19 protein-coding genes are annotated in these 16,220 nt (G+C 38.7%); 14 read left to right on the forward strand and 5 right to left on the reverse strand.

Features of this window, described 5'->3' with window-relative positions; genetic code table 11:
* Nucleotides 1–155: 155 nt before the first annotated feature.
* The 7 genes from H9649_RS15645 to H9649_RS15675 all read left to right on the forward strand — a co-directional run bounded on the left by H9649_RS15645 (nt 156) and on the right by H9649_RS15675 (nt 4,955).
* Nucleotides 156–452, forward strand: coding sequence for a DUF2087 domain-containing protein (locus H9649_RS15645; RefSeq protein ID WP_225229943.1), 297 nt, complete (start codon nt 156–158; stop codon nt 450–452).
* Complete coding sequence (locus H9649_RS15650; RefSeq protein WP_191695834.1) at nt 439–1,302, forward strand: hypothetical protein; 864 nt, start codon at nt 439–441, stop codon at nt 1,300–1,302. The genes H9649_RS15645 and H9649_RS15650 overlap by 14 nt, the downstream gene beginning before the upstream one ends.
* A 33-nt stretch (nt 1,303–1,335) precedes the next feature.
* Nucleotides 1,336–1,941: a nucleotidyltransferase family protein gene (locus tag H9649_RS15655; protein WP_191695835.1), complete on the forward strand. Its 606-nt coding sequence runs from the start codon at nt 1,336–1,338 to the stop codon at nt 1,939–1,941.
* A complete protein-coding gene (gene dnaN / locus H9649_RS15660) occupies nt 1,919–3,052 on the forward strand; it encodes a DNA polymerase III subunit beta (RefSeq protein ID WP_191695836.1) in 1,134 nt (377 codons plus the stop codon). Before H9649_RS15655 ends, dnaN begins: the two co-directional genes overlap by 23 nt.
* 133 nt (nt 3,053–3,185) lie before the next feature.
* A complete protein-coding gene (locus H9649_RS15665) occupies nt 3,186–3,641 on the forward strand; it encodes an ASCH domain-containing protein (protein WP_191695852.1) in 456 nt (151 codons plus the stop codon).
* Nucleotides 3,641–4,297, forward strand: coding sequence for a Type 1 glutamine amidotransferase-like domain-containing protein (locus H9649_RS15670; RefSeq protein ID WP_191695837.1), 657 nt, complete (start codon nt 3,641–3,643; stop codon nt 4,295–4,297). The genes H9649_RS15665 and H9649_RS15670 overlap by 1 nt, the downstream gene beginning before the upstream one ends.
* 319 nt (nt 4,298–4,616) lie before the next feature.
* Nucleotides 4,617–4,955: a cupin domain-containing protein gene (locus tag H9649_RS15675; RefSeq protein ID WP_191695838.1), complete on the forward strand. Its 339-nt coding sequence runs from the start codon at nt 4,617–4,619 to the stop codon at nt 4,953–4,955.
* Nucleotides 4,956–5,002: 47 nt separating this feature from the next.
* Here H9649_RS15675 and H9649_RS15680 read toward each other — a convergent pair whose 3' ends face one another.
* Nucleotides 5,003–5,164: a hypothetical protein gene (locus tag H9649_RS15680; protein WP_191695839.1), complete on the reverse strand. Its 162-nt coding sequence runs from the start codon at nt 5,162–5,164 to the stop codon at nt 5,003–5,005.
* A 150-nt stretch (nt 5,165–5,314) separates the two neighbouring features.
* On the opposite strand from H9649_RS15680, the gene H9649_RS15685 reads away from it, so the two are divergent.
* The 3 genes from H9649_RS15685 (at nt 5,315) to H9649_RS15695 (ending at nt 8,850) form a co-directional block, all read left to right on the forward strand.
* Nucleotides 5,315–6,109, forward strand: a complete 795-nt coding sequence (locus H9649_RS15685; protein ID WP_191695840.1) for a VLRF1 family aeRF1-type release factor — start codon at nt 5,315–5,317, stop codon at nt 6,107–6,109.
* A gap of 127 nt (nt 6,110–6,236) precedes the next feature.
* A complete protein-coding gene (locus H9649_RS15690) occupies nt 6,237–6,944 on the forward strand; it encodes a hypothetical protein (protein ID WP_191695841.1) in 708 nt (235 codons plus the stop codon).
* 115 nt (nt 6,945–7,059) lie between these two features.
* Complete coding sequence (locus tag H9649_RS15695; protein WP_191695842.1) at nt 7,060–8,850, forward strand: S9 family peptidase; 1,791 nt, start codon at nt 7,060–7,062, stop codon at nt 8,848–8,850.
* Between the two features lie 48 nt (nt 8,851–8,898).
* Here the strand turns inward: H9649_RS15695 and H9649_RS15700 are convergent, their stop codons facing one another.
* Together H9649_RS15700 and dpaL are read right to left on the reverse strand one after the other, a co-directional pair.
* Nucleotides 8,899–9,456: an SLOG family protein gene (locus H9649_RS15700; protein WP_191695843.1), complete on the reverse strand. Its 558-nt coding sequence runs from the start codon at nt 9,454–9,456 to the stop codon at nt 8,899–8,901.
* Nucleotides 9,457–9,500: 44 nt separating this feature from the next.
* Nucleotides 9,501–10,730: a diaminopropionate ammonia-lyase gene (dpaL, locus tag H9649_RS15705; RefSeq protein ID WP_191695844.1), complete on the reverse strand. Its 1,230-nt coding sequence runs from the start codon at nt 10,728–10,730 to the stop codon at nt 9,501–9,503.
* A gap of 463 nt (nt 10,731–11,193) precedes the next feature.
* On the opposite strand from dpaL, the gene H9649_RS15715 reads away from it, so the two are divergent.
* A complete protein-coding gene (locus H9649_RS15715) occupies nt 11,194–11,610 on the forward strand; it encodes a pyridoxamine 5'-phosphate oxidase family protein (RefSeq protein ID WP_191695845.1) in 417 nt (138 codons plus the stop codon).
* Nucleotides 11,611–11,666: 56 nt separating this feature from the next.
* On the opposite strand, the gene H9649_RS15720 is transcribed toward H9649_RS15715, so the two are convergent.
* Nucleotides 11,667–12,164 (reverse strand): TspO/MBR family protein, encoded by a 498-nt coding sequence (locus H9649_RS15720; RefSeq protein ID WP_191695846.1) that lies wholly within the window; start codon nt 12,162–12,164, stop codon nt 11,667–11,669.
* Nucleotides 12,165–12,325: 161 nt separating this feature from the next.
* On the opposite strand from H9649_RS15720, the gene H9649_RS15725 reads away from it, so the two are divergent.
* From H9649_RS15725 to H9649_RS15735, 3 genes are all read left to right on the forward strand, one after another.
* Nucleotides 12,326–13,648 carry a sodium-dependent transporter gene (locus tag H9649_RS15725; protein ID WP_191695847.1) on the forward strand — a complete coding sequence of 441 codons (1,323 nt, stop codon included), beginning with the start codon at nt 12,326–12,328 and terminating at the stop codon, nt 13,646–13,648.
* A gap of 99 nt (nt 13,649–13,747) precedes the next feature.
* Entirely contained in the window at nt 13,748–14,104 is a 357-nt protein-coding gene (locus H9649_RS15730) for an ArsR/SmtB family transcription factor (RefSeq protein WP_191695848.1), read from the forward strand.
* Nucleotides 14,105–14,139: 35 nt separating this feature from the next.
* On the forward strand, nt 14,140–15,420 hold the full coding sequence (locus H9649_RS15735; protein WP_191695853.1) for an arsenic transporter: 1,281 nt from the start codon (nt 14,140–14,142) through the stop codon (nt 15,418–15,420).
* Nucleotides 15,421–15,548: 128 nt separating this feature from the next.
* Here the strand turns inward: H9649_RS15735 and H9649_RS15740 are convergent.
* A partial coding sequence (locus H9649_RS15740) for an exosporium glycoprotein BclB-related protein (protein WP_191695849.1) occupies nt 15,549–16,220 on the reverse strand: 672 nt, incomplete at its 5' end.

A 16,220-nucleotide genomic window follows, 5' to 3' on the forward strand; every position in this document is an offset into this window, starting at 1 on the left:
TAAACAGTGAGGCTCCAATTCGGAGTCTCGTTTTTCTTTTCGAGTAAATTGAAGTGAATAGTATTTGAAAAGTTAGTCACTTCTTATGATATACTTACCGAGCAGTGAAGATTATTCCGATATATATGATAACTATAATAAAAGGATTGGTTTATTTGAATACTAGATTTGAAAGTACAGAAATTGAAAGAGACAAAGTATTGAAGAATTACTTCAAGCAAGGTGTAGGTGGCCCGCTTGATATCTTTCCAAGCAAAGACAAAAGAAAATACATTATTGCCCAAGAAATAATAAAGCGATTTGAAGTCGGTACTGAGTATCAGGAATCTGAGATAAATAGCATATTGAAAGAGGTTTATCCTGACTTTGCAACAATCAGACGATATTTCATTGATTATAAATTCATGAAGCGCAGCAATGATGGGAAGGTGTATTGGATTGAAAGTGAATAAGTTAGAATGTTTTAGCGATAGTCATCTACTGTTTATAGAAGATGTTTTCGAGGAGCATACGGATTTGCATGGTGAAATCATAGCAAGCGCTAATTCAAATCGTAATAAAGGGATTTTTGAATTTTTAAATGTAAATAGTAGTCCTGTCTATGCTTCGGCTCATGAAAGTGGTTGGCATCCTCATTGTGTCTATATCCGATTAGTATATGATTTAGCAAGTGTTGATGTAGAGTTGCTTCAAGCTGCAGCCGAGTTTCTAAGCAAGGAATTTAGTAAACCGTTATTCTTTTTGCTGGATGATCGTTTCAGTTCGTTACAGGATGTGCTTAAGGAACAGCAATTCAACATGATTCGGAAAACGGAAGTACTACATATTAGACCGAACAAACACGAAAAAGAGATTATGACCTCGCTGAAAACGATAGCTCAAATTAGTGAAGATATCGATATGATGGACAGTTTAGTGGAACTCTTTATAAGAACATATACAGAAACCCATATAAGTAATCCAGTCGGTGATCATTCAATGGAATCATGGAGACAAATAGCGTTTGATGGAATGCTTGAAAGTCATAGCTATGTCGTGTTGAAAGGAAAAGAGGTTATTGCTTTCAGTTTGATGTATGGAAGTGATAATAATAGCTGGGAGTTAGGTTGGATTGGTGTAGATGAATATTCAAATCTACCCTTACTAGATGACTTGATGATCCAACAGATTAATGATGCGACTCAAAAAGGGATTTCATATATTGAAAAAGAAGTGGATTCAACTTGTCCATATTCCCTTCATATTTGTGAAATTATTGAGTATGAAGTTGTTGAAACGTTTTTTGCATATATGAATTTATGATTGTTATTAAAAAAATAGTGAGGTTGTTAATTCATGGTCATGAAAGAAAAAGATATATGTAGGCTAATTCAGGAAGACGAGTGGATGATGGGTATTTTAAAAAGTGCACAGACATTGGATTTACCTGACTGGTGGGTATGTGCAGGATTTGTACGAGCTAAGGTGTGGGATGTATTGCATGAGTATAGTGAAAGATCCCCCTTACCTGATATTGACGTCATCTATTTCGATCCTACCATTATTAGTGAGGAAATAGAAAAAGACTATGAAAATATATTAATTGATATCCAACCTAATCTCCCTTGGTCTGTGAAAAATCAGGCAAGAATGCATATCGTCAATAATAATTCACCCTATCTATCATCTATTGACGCAATCTCCAAGTTTCCGGAAACTGCGACAGCACTAGGTGTAAAATTAGATAATCTTGGAGAGGTAGTTTTGACTGCACCACACGGTATTAAAGATGTTGTGAATTACCATGTGAAGCCAACACCTTATTTTAGGCAGAGTGAAGAGCAAATGCAGTTTTATAAAGATAGAATTATGAAGAAAAACTGGAAGGCAAGATGGTACAAGGTACAATTGTTCGGCATGGTGAGCGAGGAGGGACACAATGATGAATTTTTACGTAGATAATTCGGTATTATCAACAGTAATTTCCGAACTTCATAAAGTTTGCACTTCAAGAAGTGTAATCCCTATTCTTTCAGGGATTAAAATCGTAGCAAGTAAGAATGGGTTAACATTGATCGGTGGAAATTCAGAATTATTCATAGAGAAGACAATACCTCTTGAAATCAATGGCGAGCAAATTGTTGAAGTCATTGAAGAGGGGAGTGTTGTTGTCTTATCAAAAATATTTAGCGAAATACTAAAAAAGCTACCGGGTAAAGTTCAAATTCAAGCTGACATGAAAGAATCGGTAGTTATTAAATCCGATGAAGTCGTAACGAAGATACCAGGATTTAACGCTGATGAATACCCAAAGTTACCAGATGTACATTCACAGAAACCTGTTGAATTAACACTCGGAACGTTAAAAGAAGCAATCAATCAAACGATATTTGCTGTTTCGAAAAATGATACTAAACCTGTATTAACAGGTTTGAGGATGGAGTTTGAAAAGGGAAAGTTTATTTGTATTGCGACCGATTCGAATCGAATGTCACGTTGTGAGGTGCAGATTTCATCAGAACTGATTGAGGCATTTGTTGTACCTGCTGCCAGTATGCTTGAGATTTTACAGGTGAAAGATTCTGACTCGACAAGTATCACAGTTCTCCATGAAAGCAATTTACTAGTAATGGAAATCGGGAATACAAAACTTATTTCAGTGTTAATCGAAGGCAACTATCCAAATACACAAGGATTAATTCCGACTGAATTTATTTCCTCCCTAACCTTAAATCGCAAAGCTTTACTAGCAGGTGTGGATCGAGCCTGTGTTTTCTCGAGGGAATTAAAGCATAATAATGTGCTCTTGAGGCTTGGTGACAGAACATCTATTACGATTTCTTCAAGCTCTACAGAGATGGGTATGATTGAAGAGCGTCAAGAGGTTATGAAAGTCGATGGTCTGGACTCATTTGATATTACGCTTGATGGCAAGTATTTAATAGAGGCACTGAAAGGAATTAAAGAAGAGAATATTGAAATACAGTTTAACGGAACGATGAAGCCGATCGTTATTAAACCGGCACAAAGCAAAACTTATGTACAGCTCATTTCACCACGTCGAACACATTAAAAGGTGGATCTTGCGGGATACATAGAAGATTTACGGAAAATGATAAAACATTGAACAGTGATTTTCGTCGGAGCGATTTTGGAGCTCCTATTAAACATGTAAAATAGTTTGTGGAAAGTGAGGTAGCACGATGATGAATGAAGCAGCAAAGGCCTATTGGGAAAGTTACTGGGGTGACAGAGAACATCCTGCATCCTTAAGTGCTTGGATGTTCGGTGATACACCGGACAAGCTTGCACAGTTAGTCATTGAACGAAAAAAGACGGCGACATGTTCAGCACTTATACTTTATGAATTGGAAAATGAACCACTACCGACAACTGAGGAGTATAGTATTATCCTAAACAGCAAAGAAGAACCAGTCGCAATCATAAAAACAATTGACGTTTCACTCGTACCAATGAATGAAGTTAAAGAGGAATTTGCCTTAGCGGAAGGCGAAGGCTCTTATGAAGAATGGAAAGAAATTCATGTTCGCTATTTTAAACAGGCTTTAAAAAAAGCGAATTTATCGTTTACGAAGGATTTATTACTCGTCTGTGAAAGGTTTAAATTGATTGACGTAAGAAAGCCATTAGAGGTTATTTGATGAGTACTCACTATTACTTAGGTTGGTTTAGCGATTTTTTTCCGAAGAATCTTGTCAGGATTCTAAAGGGGGATATAGCTGTTAGAAAATCGCTTGTTATGATTAGTTCAAATCCATCTTTGTATGAACTTGATGGTACTACTGAACGCTCTTGGCTTGACCAGGCTGACATTAAGTTCGATGAATATCAGTTAATTAACTACCGCGTACAGAAAGAAGATGCACAATCGTTAATTAAAAATGCTTCAGTCATATTCTTGTTAGGTGGATATACTGTTGAACAAAATGCTTTTTTGAAGGAATATGAATTGTCGGATCTGATTAAAAAAAGTAGCGCTGTTGTAATGGGAGCGAGCGCCGGTGCAATCAACATGTCCTCTAAATGGTTGTGTTCGAAAAACTTTGGATATGACGTTGATAATAAATCTGTTTACGAAGGTATCGGCCTTGACGATTTTTCCGTTCTGTCTCATTTTGATCTTGAAAATAACTTTGCGCTCGTTCAAGATGAATTGTCTCCCTTATCGGAAGAAATCGATATTTATGTGTCGAATAAGGATTGCGCTGTCCGTGTAAAGGGAGACAAAATCGACGTTTTGGGTAATGTATATTTAATGTCACGCTCAAAGATTAAGAAATTGGATGAAACGCTCTAGGATCGAATTGAATCCAATAAAATAGGGGAATACACATGGGGTATATTAGCGAACTAAGAAAACTAGTCGGAACTCGTCCCATCATTAGTGGGTATATTCATAACATGGGAGAAAAGCATGTAAATTAATTGATTTGAAGCAAATTGAATTCTATTAGGATGGTAATTCTCTTGAAAAAAGCAAATAAGTCAAAGATTGCGTGCTTAATCTTAGTAACAATGATTGCATGGTCGATTTATAACACGAAACAAGGTAGTCAGCCAAGTGATGTATTAAAAAAGTAGTAAAAGAATGACTGGAAGCATGAGGAGGACTCAAATTGAAGATAACAAACTTAAATGAACTAGTAGGGAAGAGTATAACTCAGTATGGATCTGAATTCATTATGAAGAAGATTATGATGACAGATGAAAAATCGCATGTAGGAGTTATGCACTTGGAAGAAGGAGGAAAGGTTGGCTATCATGAAACGACTGTACCTCAAATGCTAATCATCCTTGAAGGCGAGGGCTACGTCAGAACCGGAGAAGATAAAGTGAAAGTTGTTGCAGGAAATATAGTTGTGTGGGGGCAGGGAGAAGGACACGAAACGACAACTGATAAAGGAATGAAAGCGTTAGTGATAGAATCTAATGGAATGGACTTAAGTTCCTTTTAATTGGTAATTTAGTGGAACGAAAATTCCCCGCGCATGCGGGGAATTTTTTATGGCCATCTAAAATCCTTTTTCTTCTTGTTTCTACGTAGTTCCGCAAACTCTTCTGCAATTTCTGCTTGCATATCCTTTGGCTTAATTTTCTGGTTTTTAGGCGTTTGTGGTAATGAAGCGGCATTATTACTACCTTTTTTGTGCTCGTCTCTTCCCATGTTTAACATGCTCCTCTCCAATCATCATCTCAATTAATATGGTTCCTAATTAGCGTTTTATGCTTATTTGCTTAGCCACTTTCATCGTTTTAGAATGGCATCGTCAGGGTATGCTACAAAAGAGCATACTTTTAAGGAGGTTCGGGATACATGTCACTTAGTGAAGAGTTGAAAGACCTTAAGGGATTCAAGTGTAATTCACGTTGTGTGTTGAGTGTCTATTTGAACACCAATCCTGCAGATCCGGAGCAACAGAATGGTGCGTGGAGAATTCATTTGAAAAATGGATTAAAGCGTATTACCGAGTATTTGGATGCGTCTCAAGATGAAAAAGAAATTAAGGCGTACAAAAAATTGAAAGACAAAGTAATGAAAGAAATTGAAGATAATCAAAATGACTTAAACAAAGGGGTCGTAATTTTTGCTGCGGAAAATCCTGAATTATGGTCAGTCCATTACGTTCAAGTACAAGTTAAGACCAGCTTCCATTGGGAAGACCATCCTATCGTGGAGGAAATGGAATATATGTTAAAAGCATATCCCGAAGCAGGAATTGTATTACCAAGCTTTGGGGAAGTTCGAATTATAGACACTGCTATGGGTTTTATTAATGGAGAGAAATCCTATGAGTTCGACTCAGGACTGGAAGTATGGAGTGAGAAAAAAGGCGTCACATCATCTCTCCAACGGGGAGCGGGCGGGAACAATTCAGATGAATTAGATTTACGCTTAAAAGAAAACCTGGACCGTTTTTACAAAGAAATGGGTACGATCGTTGAAAAGATGAGGAAAGAGTTACAATGGAAAGAAGTATATGTCGTTGGTGAAGCGGAGCTAGCGAATTCATTTGCAAAGTCACTTCGAAACAAGCCAAATAACTGTATTTACAAGAACTTAACAAAAGTAGAAGGAAGAAAAGTGTTGCATCACGTTTTTGAAAAATAATTAAATTTACAAAACCGTTCCTATCGAGGGACGGTTTTTTCACTGTGAATTTTTCAAGGGGAAGTTTCAGGACCGGATTGGTTTAAAATACATATGCTACTAAAAACGGAGGACAGGAGGCTAGAAAATGGGGTTATTTATCAATAAAAGAGTCCATGCGGATTTATATAATGAAGAAAATAGTATGCAAGGTAGTAATCAAGATGTCTTCCGAACTGATACATTCACTCAGCTAGTTGAAGAACAGCGGATAGCATTCGATCTAGTAAACGAGAAGCACGACGAATTGCAAAAGCAGTTACGTAAGCAAACTAGAATACAAGCAGATCGGTGGAGTGCGACCGGACTACAACTCGACTCTATAATCGATAATCAAATGCAACATAATCAGTTCGAGTTGAATGTAACGGAATCTATCAATAGGTTAAATCGATTAAATGAAGGGTTGCAAGCCGATTTGGATGAAAAAAGACGTTTGAATGAAGAATTTGTAGCTAAAATTGAAACACTAACTCTAGTAAATAACGAATTCTCCGAGAGATTGGAGAAAATCGACGGAGACCAAGCTTTATTGCTTTCAAAAATGAATAGTCAAATCGAACAACAACATCTTTTCTCTGAAACACTTAACGAACAGACTAAAGTGCAAAGCAATATTGCTGAAAAGTTGGAGCAACAAGAAGGCATGCTAGAGAAATTCGCCCTTCAATTGAATTTTTTGAGGTCTGTCATTTTTGAACGAACACATTTCATTGCCGATAAAATTGATAACAGCTTTCAACTTACGACAACCTATTTAAGTAAACTGAAAGATAAAGCTAAAAAATCTGAATAGCATACAGCAAAAACACTTTCTGTTTTCGATTCTAATTATTCGAAGAAAATAGATTAGTAATCCTAACAATGATATACTAGTCCCTAAATAAGATTTTCTTTAGGGAGGAATTTGAGTGGTGATTTTTGCAAAACCGACAGTTGAACAGTTCTTCAGAACATATGCCATCACAAACTTTGCGATAAACAGTGATGAATCGAAACTTGTCTTTAATACGAATCTGAACGGTAAGATGAATTTATGGGCAATGGATTTGCCTAGTACATCTCCATACATGTTCGCGCATCGTGATGAATCCTGCAATTTCATTAAATTTGCACCAGAAAATAACATGGTTCTTGCAGGTTTCGATAAAGATGGTGATGAGAACTATCAAATCTATGCACTTCCTTTTGAGGGAGGGCTTCCGCAACCGTTAATAACAGGACGCGCTGAAGAAAAATATTATTTCAGCCATTTGAGCGAAGATGGCAAACGCTTGTATTATATGACCTCCCAAGACAATCCTTCGTTCTTGAACACGCATATGCGTAATCTGGAAAGCGGTGTAGATACGCTCATCAACATTGGTGAGATTTCTCCAACCCAGCTTTCAGCGGTGTCCGAGAACGAGAACTCATTTGTCTATTCTCGCTCTTTTGCAAATACGTACACGGTCAGTTTCGTTAAAACAGGTGAGGAGACGTCGTATTTGACACCTGATCACGAGAAAGTCCATGTAGCTTATGATCCAGTTTTCACGGACAATGACACAATCTATTTTGTGACAGATTATGAAAGTGACAATGCGTATCTGGCTAAATTTAATGTATCATCCAATACCTTTTCGAAAGTATTGGAAATTAAGGGCGAAAGCATCCAGACAATTAAATGGAATAAAGAGAACAATGACTTGTATATCTTAACGATAAACGGTGTGACAGATAAACTTTACCGGTATACGATAGAAAATGGGGAATTAGAAAACTGTAATTTACCAGTCGATGTTCTTGATCAAATTCATTATACGAAAGCTGGAAATGTGTATATTTTAGGGAGAAGTGCGACCGATCCGCAAAATATCTATTCGTCTAAAGATGGTAAAGAATGGAGAAGACTCACGGAAAACCGTGTGCTTGGTGTTAGCAAGGATGAAATGGTCGAACCAGAAGTCGTATCTTATACATCTTTTGATGATATGGATATTGAAGCATTGCTATTTAAGCCGCAATCTGAAAATGATAACGGTTTTACGATTTTCTGGCCGCACGGTGGTCCGCAATCAGCTGAAAGAAAAATGTTCCGTTCGATGTTCCAATGCTTCTTGAATCGGGGTTATACGATTTTTGCTCCAAACTTCAGAGGAAGTACAGGTTATGGTTCAGAGTTCACGAAACTTGTTGAACAGAATTGGGGAGAGGGTCCCCGTCTGGATTGCCTTGCTGGAATCGACTGGCTCGTTAAAAACGGTATTACGGACAGTGACCGTCTGTTCTTAGTTGGCGGTAGTTACGGAGGTTACATGGCATTGTTGCTTCATGGAAGGCATGCTGAGCAATTCAAGGCGGTCGTAGACATCTTCGGTCCATCTGACATGTTCACTTTCGTCAATTCCGTACCTCCACATTGGAAGCCCATTATGGAAAGATGGCTCGGTGATCCTGAACGTGATAAAGAGCGATTCGTCAATGATTCTCCGGTCACGTATTTGGATGGGATGACAAAACCGATGCTCGTCATCCAGGGAGCAAAGGATCCACGAGTTGTAAAAGAGGAGTCGGATCAGATCGTAGCCAAGTTGCAAGAAAAGGGACGCGATGTGGAGTACCTCGTATTGGATGATGAAGGACATGGCTTCTCGAAAAAGGAAAATGAAATAAAAGTGTATGAAATGATGTTGGAATTCCTGGAAAAGCATCAAAAGTAAATAGAAAACAGCTATTCATGAGAAGTCTCGTGAATAGCTGTTTTTCTCTTAATCCCAATCTTTACGCTGCAAGTCTTCAGCGATTAATTGTAGGTCGTCAGCGGAAATCGATAATACTTCATATGCACTTTTTTCAGCATAGCTCACTGCCATCTTTTTAATGAATTTCGGTGAACCATCATTCTCTTCATCATAGACAATTAATATCCCGTCAGAATTACGCAATAGAAATTTATCCTTCTCAATGAACTGCCACGGTGCTTCATAAGGGCGCTTCGTCAGGCTGACCGAGTAATCCGCATGCGCTAAAATGAATTCATAAGCTTGTTTCTTTGCTTCGTTCCAGTTTTTGTCTTGTTCTTCAAAAGGCGTAATGACGGCGATCTGTAATTCAGGAAAGTCATCTTGCAAATCAATTGCGGTTTCGGCAGCCCATGTCTCAACACCAGGCTGACCGCTAATGATAAGCCACTCGAGACCAGTTTCAAGGAGGGGTGTCAATCGACTTTCCAAAGCTTTCTTTATAATATTTATGCCTTCATGCTTATCATTGAAGATCCCTAATTCATGTGCTTTGTAACCTGTTACGACAAGTCTTTTAATCATGTACTCCATCCTTTTTCATAACGTTAACAAAACTATACAAAAGCTTACTTTATGATTTGTGAATAACTCGGTAAATTGGAGTAATAGCCTTTCCATACGACGTCCAAATAATGCGTGGCGTCTGTATTACCTTCCGTGCTAATGAATAAAATACGGGCGTCGTTAGTTATAGATAACGCTTCGCAAATATCTTTGCCTTCTTCAGTTGTCCGTAAATAATAGAGTAAACCCATCGGAATAGCTCCAGATTCACCTGAAATGACACGCTTGTCGTCACCGAGAGGATTTCCAAGTACGCGCATACCGAGTGCTGCCAATGAATCAGCACATGAGAATGACGCACTGACGGCTTTTTTTAAGATCTTATACGCATGGGTATTCGGTTCTCCGCAAGATAATCCTGCCATGATTGTTGCAAGATCACCAGTTACATGTTCAATATGGCCATCATGTGTCGTGAGTGAGCGGAAATAGCAGTCTGCAGCGGCCGGTTCTACAAGTATTATTTTTGGCGGGTTGTCAGGATACATTGTCAAGAAAGTTGCAGCTATGGAAGCTGCAAAAGATCCCACGCCTGCTTGAAGTATTAAATGAGTCGGCGCTTGTAACTGTTCTAAAGCGATTTCATAAGCAATGGTTGCATAGCCTTGCATAATCCAAAGTGGAATTTCTTCATAACCCTCCCACCCGGTATCTTGCACGAGAATCCAACCGTTTTCTTCCGCAAGTCGAGCACATTCTCGCACTGTATCATCATAGTTCATTTCTGTTATGTAAGCTTCTGCACCTTCGTTTTGAATAGCTTCAAGTCTCTGCTGTGTGGCTCCTTTTGGTAAATAGATAATTGAACGGTGTCCTAATTCCCTTGCTGTCCAAGCGACGCCTCGTCCATGATTGCCATCAGTAGCAGAGATGAATGTTAGCTCACCCAATTGCTCACGAATAGTGACTGATTGTAATTCATCAAATGAGAGTGAAGATAGATCTTTGCTTAGATGATTCGCTATATAATTGCCTATTGCATAAATTCCACCCATCACTTTAAATGCATTGAGTCCGAACCTGTATGATTCGTCCTTTACATATAGCTCAGAAATTCCTAAATGATTTGCTAGATGTGGTAATGCTTCTAATGGTGTTCTTGAATATGAAGCGTGGGACTGTTGAAATTGATGAATTGATTTGATTGTCTGTTCAGCAAACGGGAGCAAGTCGCTTTCTTCATTAATGTGTGAATGAAAACGGTTTAGTGTCCATCTTACATGATTTGTCATGTCGTACCTCCTCCAACTTTGTATATATTCCTATTATACTTCAGTCCGGGAAATTTGCAGAGAAAACAAAAAAACACCACCCGATTAAGGTGGTGCCTGCTTATAAAGCTTGATATGAACAGCTTTATGTAAGCCGCGTTTGCCGTATCGTGAATCATGAAAGTTTTAAACCACCACTCCTCAAAGTGGGTGTTCGCAAAAACATTCCTGTTTGTCCCGATTGACTAAGTGAACCGGGCATGCCATTCCTGTTTTTATATAAAACTCCCTTTTACAGCTTAAAGGTTAAAACTTATGTGGATACGAACAATGCAGCTTATGTTTATATAATACGCTTACTACATTGAAATATCAATGAGAAAAACTTCCTGTGTTGAAAACAGGACTAAGCAAGTAAATAAATGTTTAGCTTTACGTGATTATAGGAAGAGTTATAAGAGACTTTAAATAAGGAGTGGTAAAATTGAACGCAAAAGATACAGCACGAAAAATTCTAGATGAAAGTCTAGTCGGAACAATGGCTACTGTTCAGGATAATAAACCCTTCAGCCGCTACATGACGTTTTTCAATGAAGATTTCACTCTTTACACAGCGACATCAAAACAAACTGATAAGGTCGAAGAGTTGGAAGGAAATCCAAACACTCATATTCTAATTGGCTATGATGGAGAAGGGTATGACGATGCCTATCTTGAAATAATGGGTACCGTTAAAGTGACAGATGACGAAAGCTTGAAAGAGAAAGTGTGGAATGAACACATGAAGCCATGGTTTTCTGGCCCTGAAGATCCGAACCTTGTAATCCTTAAAGTGACTCCTGAATCAATGCGCCTCATGAACAAAAAAGGACAAGAACCTCAGGATATTAAATTTAATTAATTGTAATCACAAAAATCCCTTGCGACTTATGGCAAGGGATTTCTTACTCGTTTCACTCATTTATTCAACTTCCAAGTAGCATAATTTAACGTTAGTGCAAATGCGACCCATCCGATATATGGGATCATGAGAGTCCCAGCGGTTTTATCGACTGCGTAAAATTCATATGTTGTTAATGCAATTGTTCCAAGAAGAACCGTCATCTCCATTAATGCAGTCCCACGCAATCCCCATCTGAAAAATAGGAAAGACCATAAGTAGTTTAAACCAAGTTGTATCTCATAAGAAGGAATGTTAGTCGGTTCACGCAATCCAAATTCTTTTTTCTTCTCTACTCGATATTTTGCCAAGCCCATCATTCCGTATAACGTTGTCCAAGCTATCGGGAATGCTGCGGGTGGAGGAGAAAATGAGGGCTTCTTCAATTTCTTATATTTTTCCTGCGAATTCCGGTTGGCAATCCAACCTGTAATCGATCCGCCTATAATCGGTAAAAGAATGCCAGTCGCGATCCGTTTGCCATCATAACGTCCATTCACTTTGAGCAGTTCCATAAGCTCACCTCCTATCCTTTATAAGTATGATTCCCTTGATTCTATGGATGAAACGGAAAAAGATCATTTTACGGAATAATAAAAAAATTAAGGTTCTATACATTTTACGGTATACTAATACAAAATTCAGTGGTTTCACTGGGAACGAAGTGGGTGATTGGATGAAACAGCGTGAGCAATGGACGTCTAAAATCGGATTTGTTTTGGCGGCTGCAGGGAGTGCAATTGGACTTGGGGCAATTTGGAAGTTTCCATATATGGCCGGTACGAATGGTGGAAGTGTCTTCGTTTTATTATTTATTATTTGCACATTAATAATCGGCTTGCCAATTTTACTTGCAGAATTCGTGATTGGCAGGAGAGGAAAGAGTGATGCTGTTACCTCTCTTAAAAAGCTTGCACCGGGGCGTAAGTGGCATTGGATGGGTTGGATGGGGTTAGGGTCTTCCTTCATCCTATTGTCCTTCTACAGCGTTGTAGGTGGTTGGATACTTTCTTACTTAGTTAGGGCAATATTTTTTAAGTTGGATATTACTGATCATAGTGAACTGTTTAATTCAATTATTGCCAACCCGTTAGAAGTGCTCATCGGACAGGCGGTTTTCATGGTGTTGACGATTTGGATTGTACAAAGTGGCATAAGAGGTGGGATTGAACGTGCAAGTCGAGTGATGATGCCACTATTGTTCGTGTTTTTCATCCTGCTTGCTATTCGGTCGTTGACGTTGGATGGGGCTATGGAAGGAATCCGATTTTTATTTGTTCCTGACTGGTCTTATTTGACTGGTAAGACGCTCCTGATGGCACTTGGCCAAGCATTCTTCTCGCTAAGTGTCGGCGTGACCGCAATGATGACGTACGCTTCTTACTTGCAGAAGGAAGAAAGGCTAGGTCAATCGGCTTTTAATGTATCTATTCTCAATATCGTCATATCATTATTAGCAGGAATCGTTATTTTTCCGGCAGTTTTTGCTTTAGGACAGTCGCCTGCTGAAGGGCCAGGACTTATTTTTGTTGTGTTGCCTGCAATTTTCAATGAAATCCCGTTCGGTGCGCTTTTTATTATTGTGTTTTTTATACTATTATTGTTTGCGACATTGACGTCTTCAATTTCGATGTTAGAGATTGTTGTTTCAACGGGGATCCGCAATAAGTATGAACGCAGAAAACGTGCTGCATGGATGTTTGGCATACTTATCTTTATCGTTGGTATACCAAGTGCCTTGTCATTTGGTCTGTTAGCAGATGTTAAAATGCCCGGTGGTGGAACGATTTTTGACTTTGCGGATATGCTGACTAGCCGGATTGGATTGCCTATTGGCGCATTACTTATTTCTATATTCGCCGGATATGTCTTAACTACTGCGGAGACGGATGATGAATTGCGGATGCATCCTTTATTAAATAGATCATGGAAATTTATTGTGCGCTTTATCGCGCCGATAGCAATTGTTATTATTTTTATTGCTTCATTTATAATGTAATTACCGAAAAACTTCCTGCTTTCCAAGGGAGTTTTTTTGATTTGCAATAAACATCTTGCGTATATAATCATATGCTTATATGATGAGAGTGAAAAGGAGATGGGAAAGGTGAGCTCAAAAGAATATATTGAACTACAACGGGCATCGCAGCTACTTAAACTTCTCGGGGACAAAACGAGATTGACGATGATGAAGTTGCTTCAAACGCATGATTGTTGTGTGTGTGAATTTGTGGAGATTTTTAAGATGAGTCAACCAGCAATTAGTCAACACTTACGGAAGCTTCGTGATATTGAGTTAGTTAACGAAGAGCGAAAAGGTCAGTGGATTTTTTATTCAATTAATAAAAAGCATGAGGATTATCCGCTAATTCAAAGTGTACTTGCGCATTTGCCGCTACAGGATAAGTCCATCGTTGAATTGGAATCACAAGGACTACGTATTTTATGTGAGTAAAGTTAGGGAGGAAAAAAGTTTTGTATCCAGTTATTATGGCATCAATTATTTTTATTGTTACACTTATTTTTGTTATTTGGCAACCGAAAAACTTGTCGATTGGATGGTCGGCATGTATTGGAGCGGTTGTTGCTTTGTTATTTGGGGTAGTTGATTTTACGGATGTCGTTGATGTAACTGGAATTGTCTGGAATGCGACACTTGCTTTTATTGCAATTATTATTATTTCATTGATTTTGGATGAAATAGGATTCTTTGAATGGTCTGCCTTACATATGGCTCGTTTTGCTAAAGGGAATGGCTTACGGATGTTTGTATATGTAAGTATTTTGGGCGCAATAGTAGCAGCATTATTTGCAAACGATGGAGCAGCATTAATTTTGACACCGATAGTACTGGCGATGGTTAGGAACTTGAAATTTAGCGATAAAATGATATTTCCCTTTATCATTGCTAGTGGATTTATAGCAGATACGACTTCATTGCCACTCGTCGTAAGTAATCTGGTCAATATTGTTTCTGCAGACTTTTTCGGTATTGGATTTGTGGAATATGCATCACGAATGATTGTCCCGAATCTATTTTCATTAGCGGCAAGTATTCTTGTTTTGTATTTATTTTTCCGTAAGGATATTCCTGGGAATTATGAAGTCTCAAATTTAAAACAGCCGAAAGAAGCGATTAAAGATCATAAAATGTTTCGACTGTCTTGGGGCGTATTAAGTGTTCTTCTAATTGGCTATTTCTCGAGTGAATTCACTGGCATTCCGGTATCATTCATAGCTGGCATTGTAGCTATATTCTTTTTAGTAATGGCGAACAGAAGTCCAGCCGTTCCGACAGTGCAAGTATTAAAAGGAGCTCCGTGGGCAATTGTCTTCTTTTCTATCGGTATGTATGTTGTTGTATACGGTCTGAAAAACGCTGGACTGACTAGTGTCCTAGCGGATGTAATTCAACTTGCTGCCGATCAAGGCCTTTTTGTAGCCACTATTTCTATGGGATTCATCGCGGCATTTTTATCGTCCATCATGAATAATATGCCGACTGTCATGATAGATGCATTGGCAATAGCTGAGACGAGTACAACCGGCACCATACGCGAAGCACTTATCTATGCGAATGTTATCGGGTCGGATTTAGGACCTAAAATTACGCCTATTGGGTCATTGGCAACATTGTTATGGTTGCATGTGTTGTCACAAAAAGGCGTTAAGATTAGCTGGGGGACGTATTTTAAGGTCGGAATCATTCTAACAATTCCTACACTTTTCATTACACTCATTGGGTTGTATTTGTGGTTATTAATTGTCTAAATAAAAGAAAATGGAAGATGATTTAATCGGATTCTGCTTAATCATCGAAAAGGTAAAGCTCATAAAGTCAGACTAGGAGTAGTCTTGATTTTATGAGCTTTGATGATAATTGAGGTCGATAGGTTTTATTAATTTATCGTTAAACCTGCTGTTGCGGAACCTGTTAAAGTATTTACTAAATCAACCCCGGCTGCACTTGCAGTAAAGACCATTAGTAAACGGTCTCCAGCATTTACTGGAACTGTAAAACCGCTAGCGGTACCTACTCTAGTTTCTCCAATTGAAATTGTGTTATCAAAAGCTAAGTTAACACCAACTCCAGTCGAATTGAATATATTACTTGTACCGGTTGCTCGATAAATTTCTGCCCGAACTGTTAATGTTGACCCTGGCAAATTTAAACCAATGTTGCTAGTGAAGCCTGCAGAAATATTTGAAAGAACACCAGACCGTGGAGCAGTAAAGCTAAAGTTGCTCAAAACAGGTAGTGTAAATGATCCACCGACAATACTTACACCTGGAATGGAATTACCAAATCCGAGTAACGCCGGGGTACCAACTAATCCTAAAGCAAGCGTGTTTAATGTTACGACCGATGCACCTGATGCGAATGGTATCACTGCGCTAGATCCAGGGATTCCTTGAGGTCCTTGTGGTCCAGTAGCGCCGTCAGCACCTGGTAAACCTTGTGGTCCTTGAGCACCAGTAGCGCCATCAGCACCTGGTAATCCTTGAGGTCCTTGAGCACCAGTAGCGCCATCAGCACCTGGTAAACCTTGAGGTCCTTGCGGTCCAGTAGC

Source organism: Sporosarcina quadrami (assembly GCF_014836615.1).
Lineage (GTDB): Bacteria > Bacillota > Bacilli > Bacillales_A > Planococcaceae > Sporosarcina > Sporosarcina quadrami.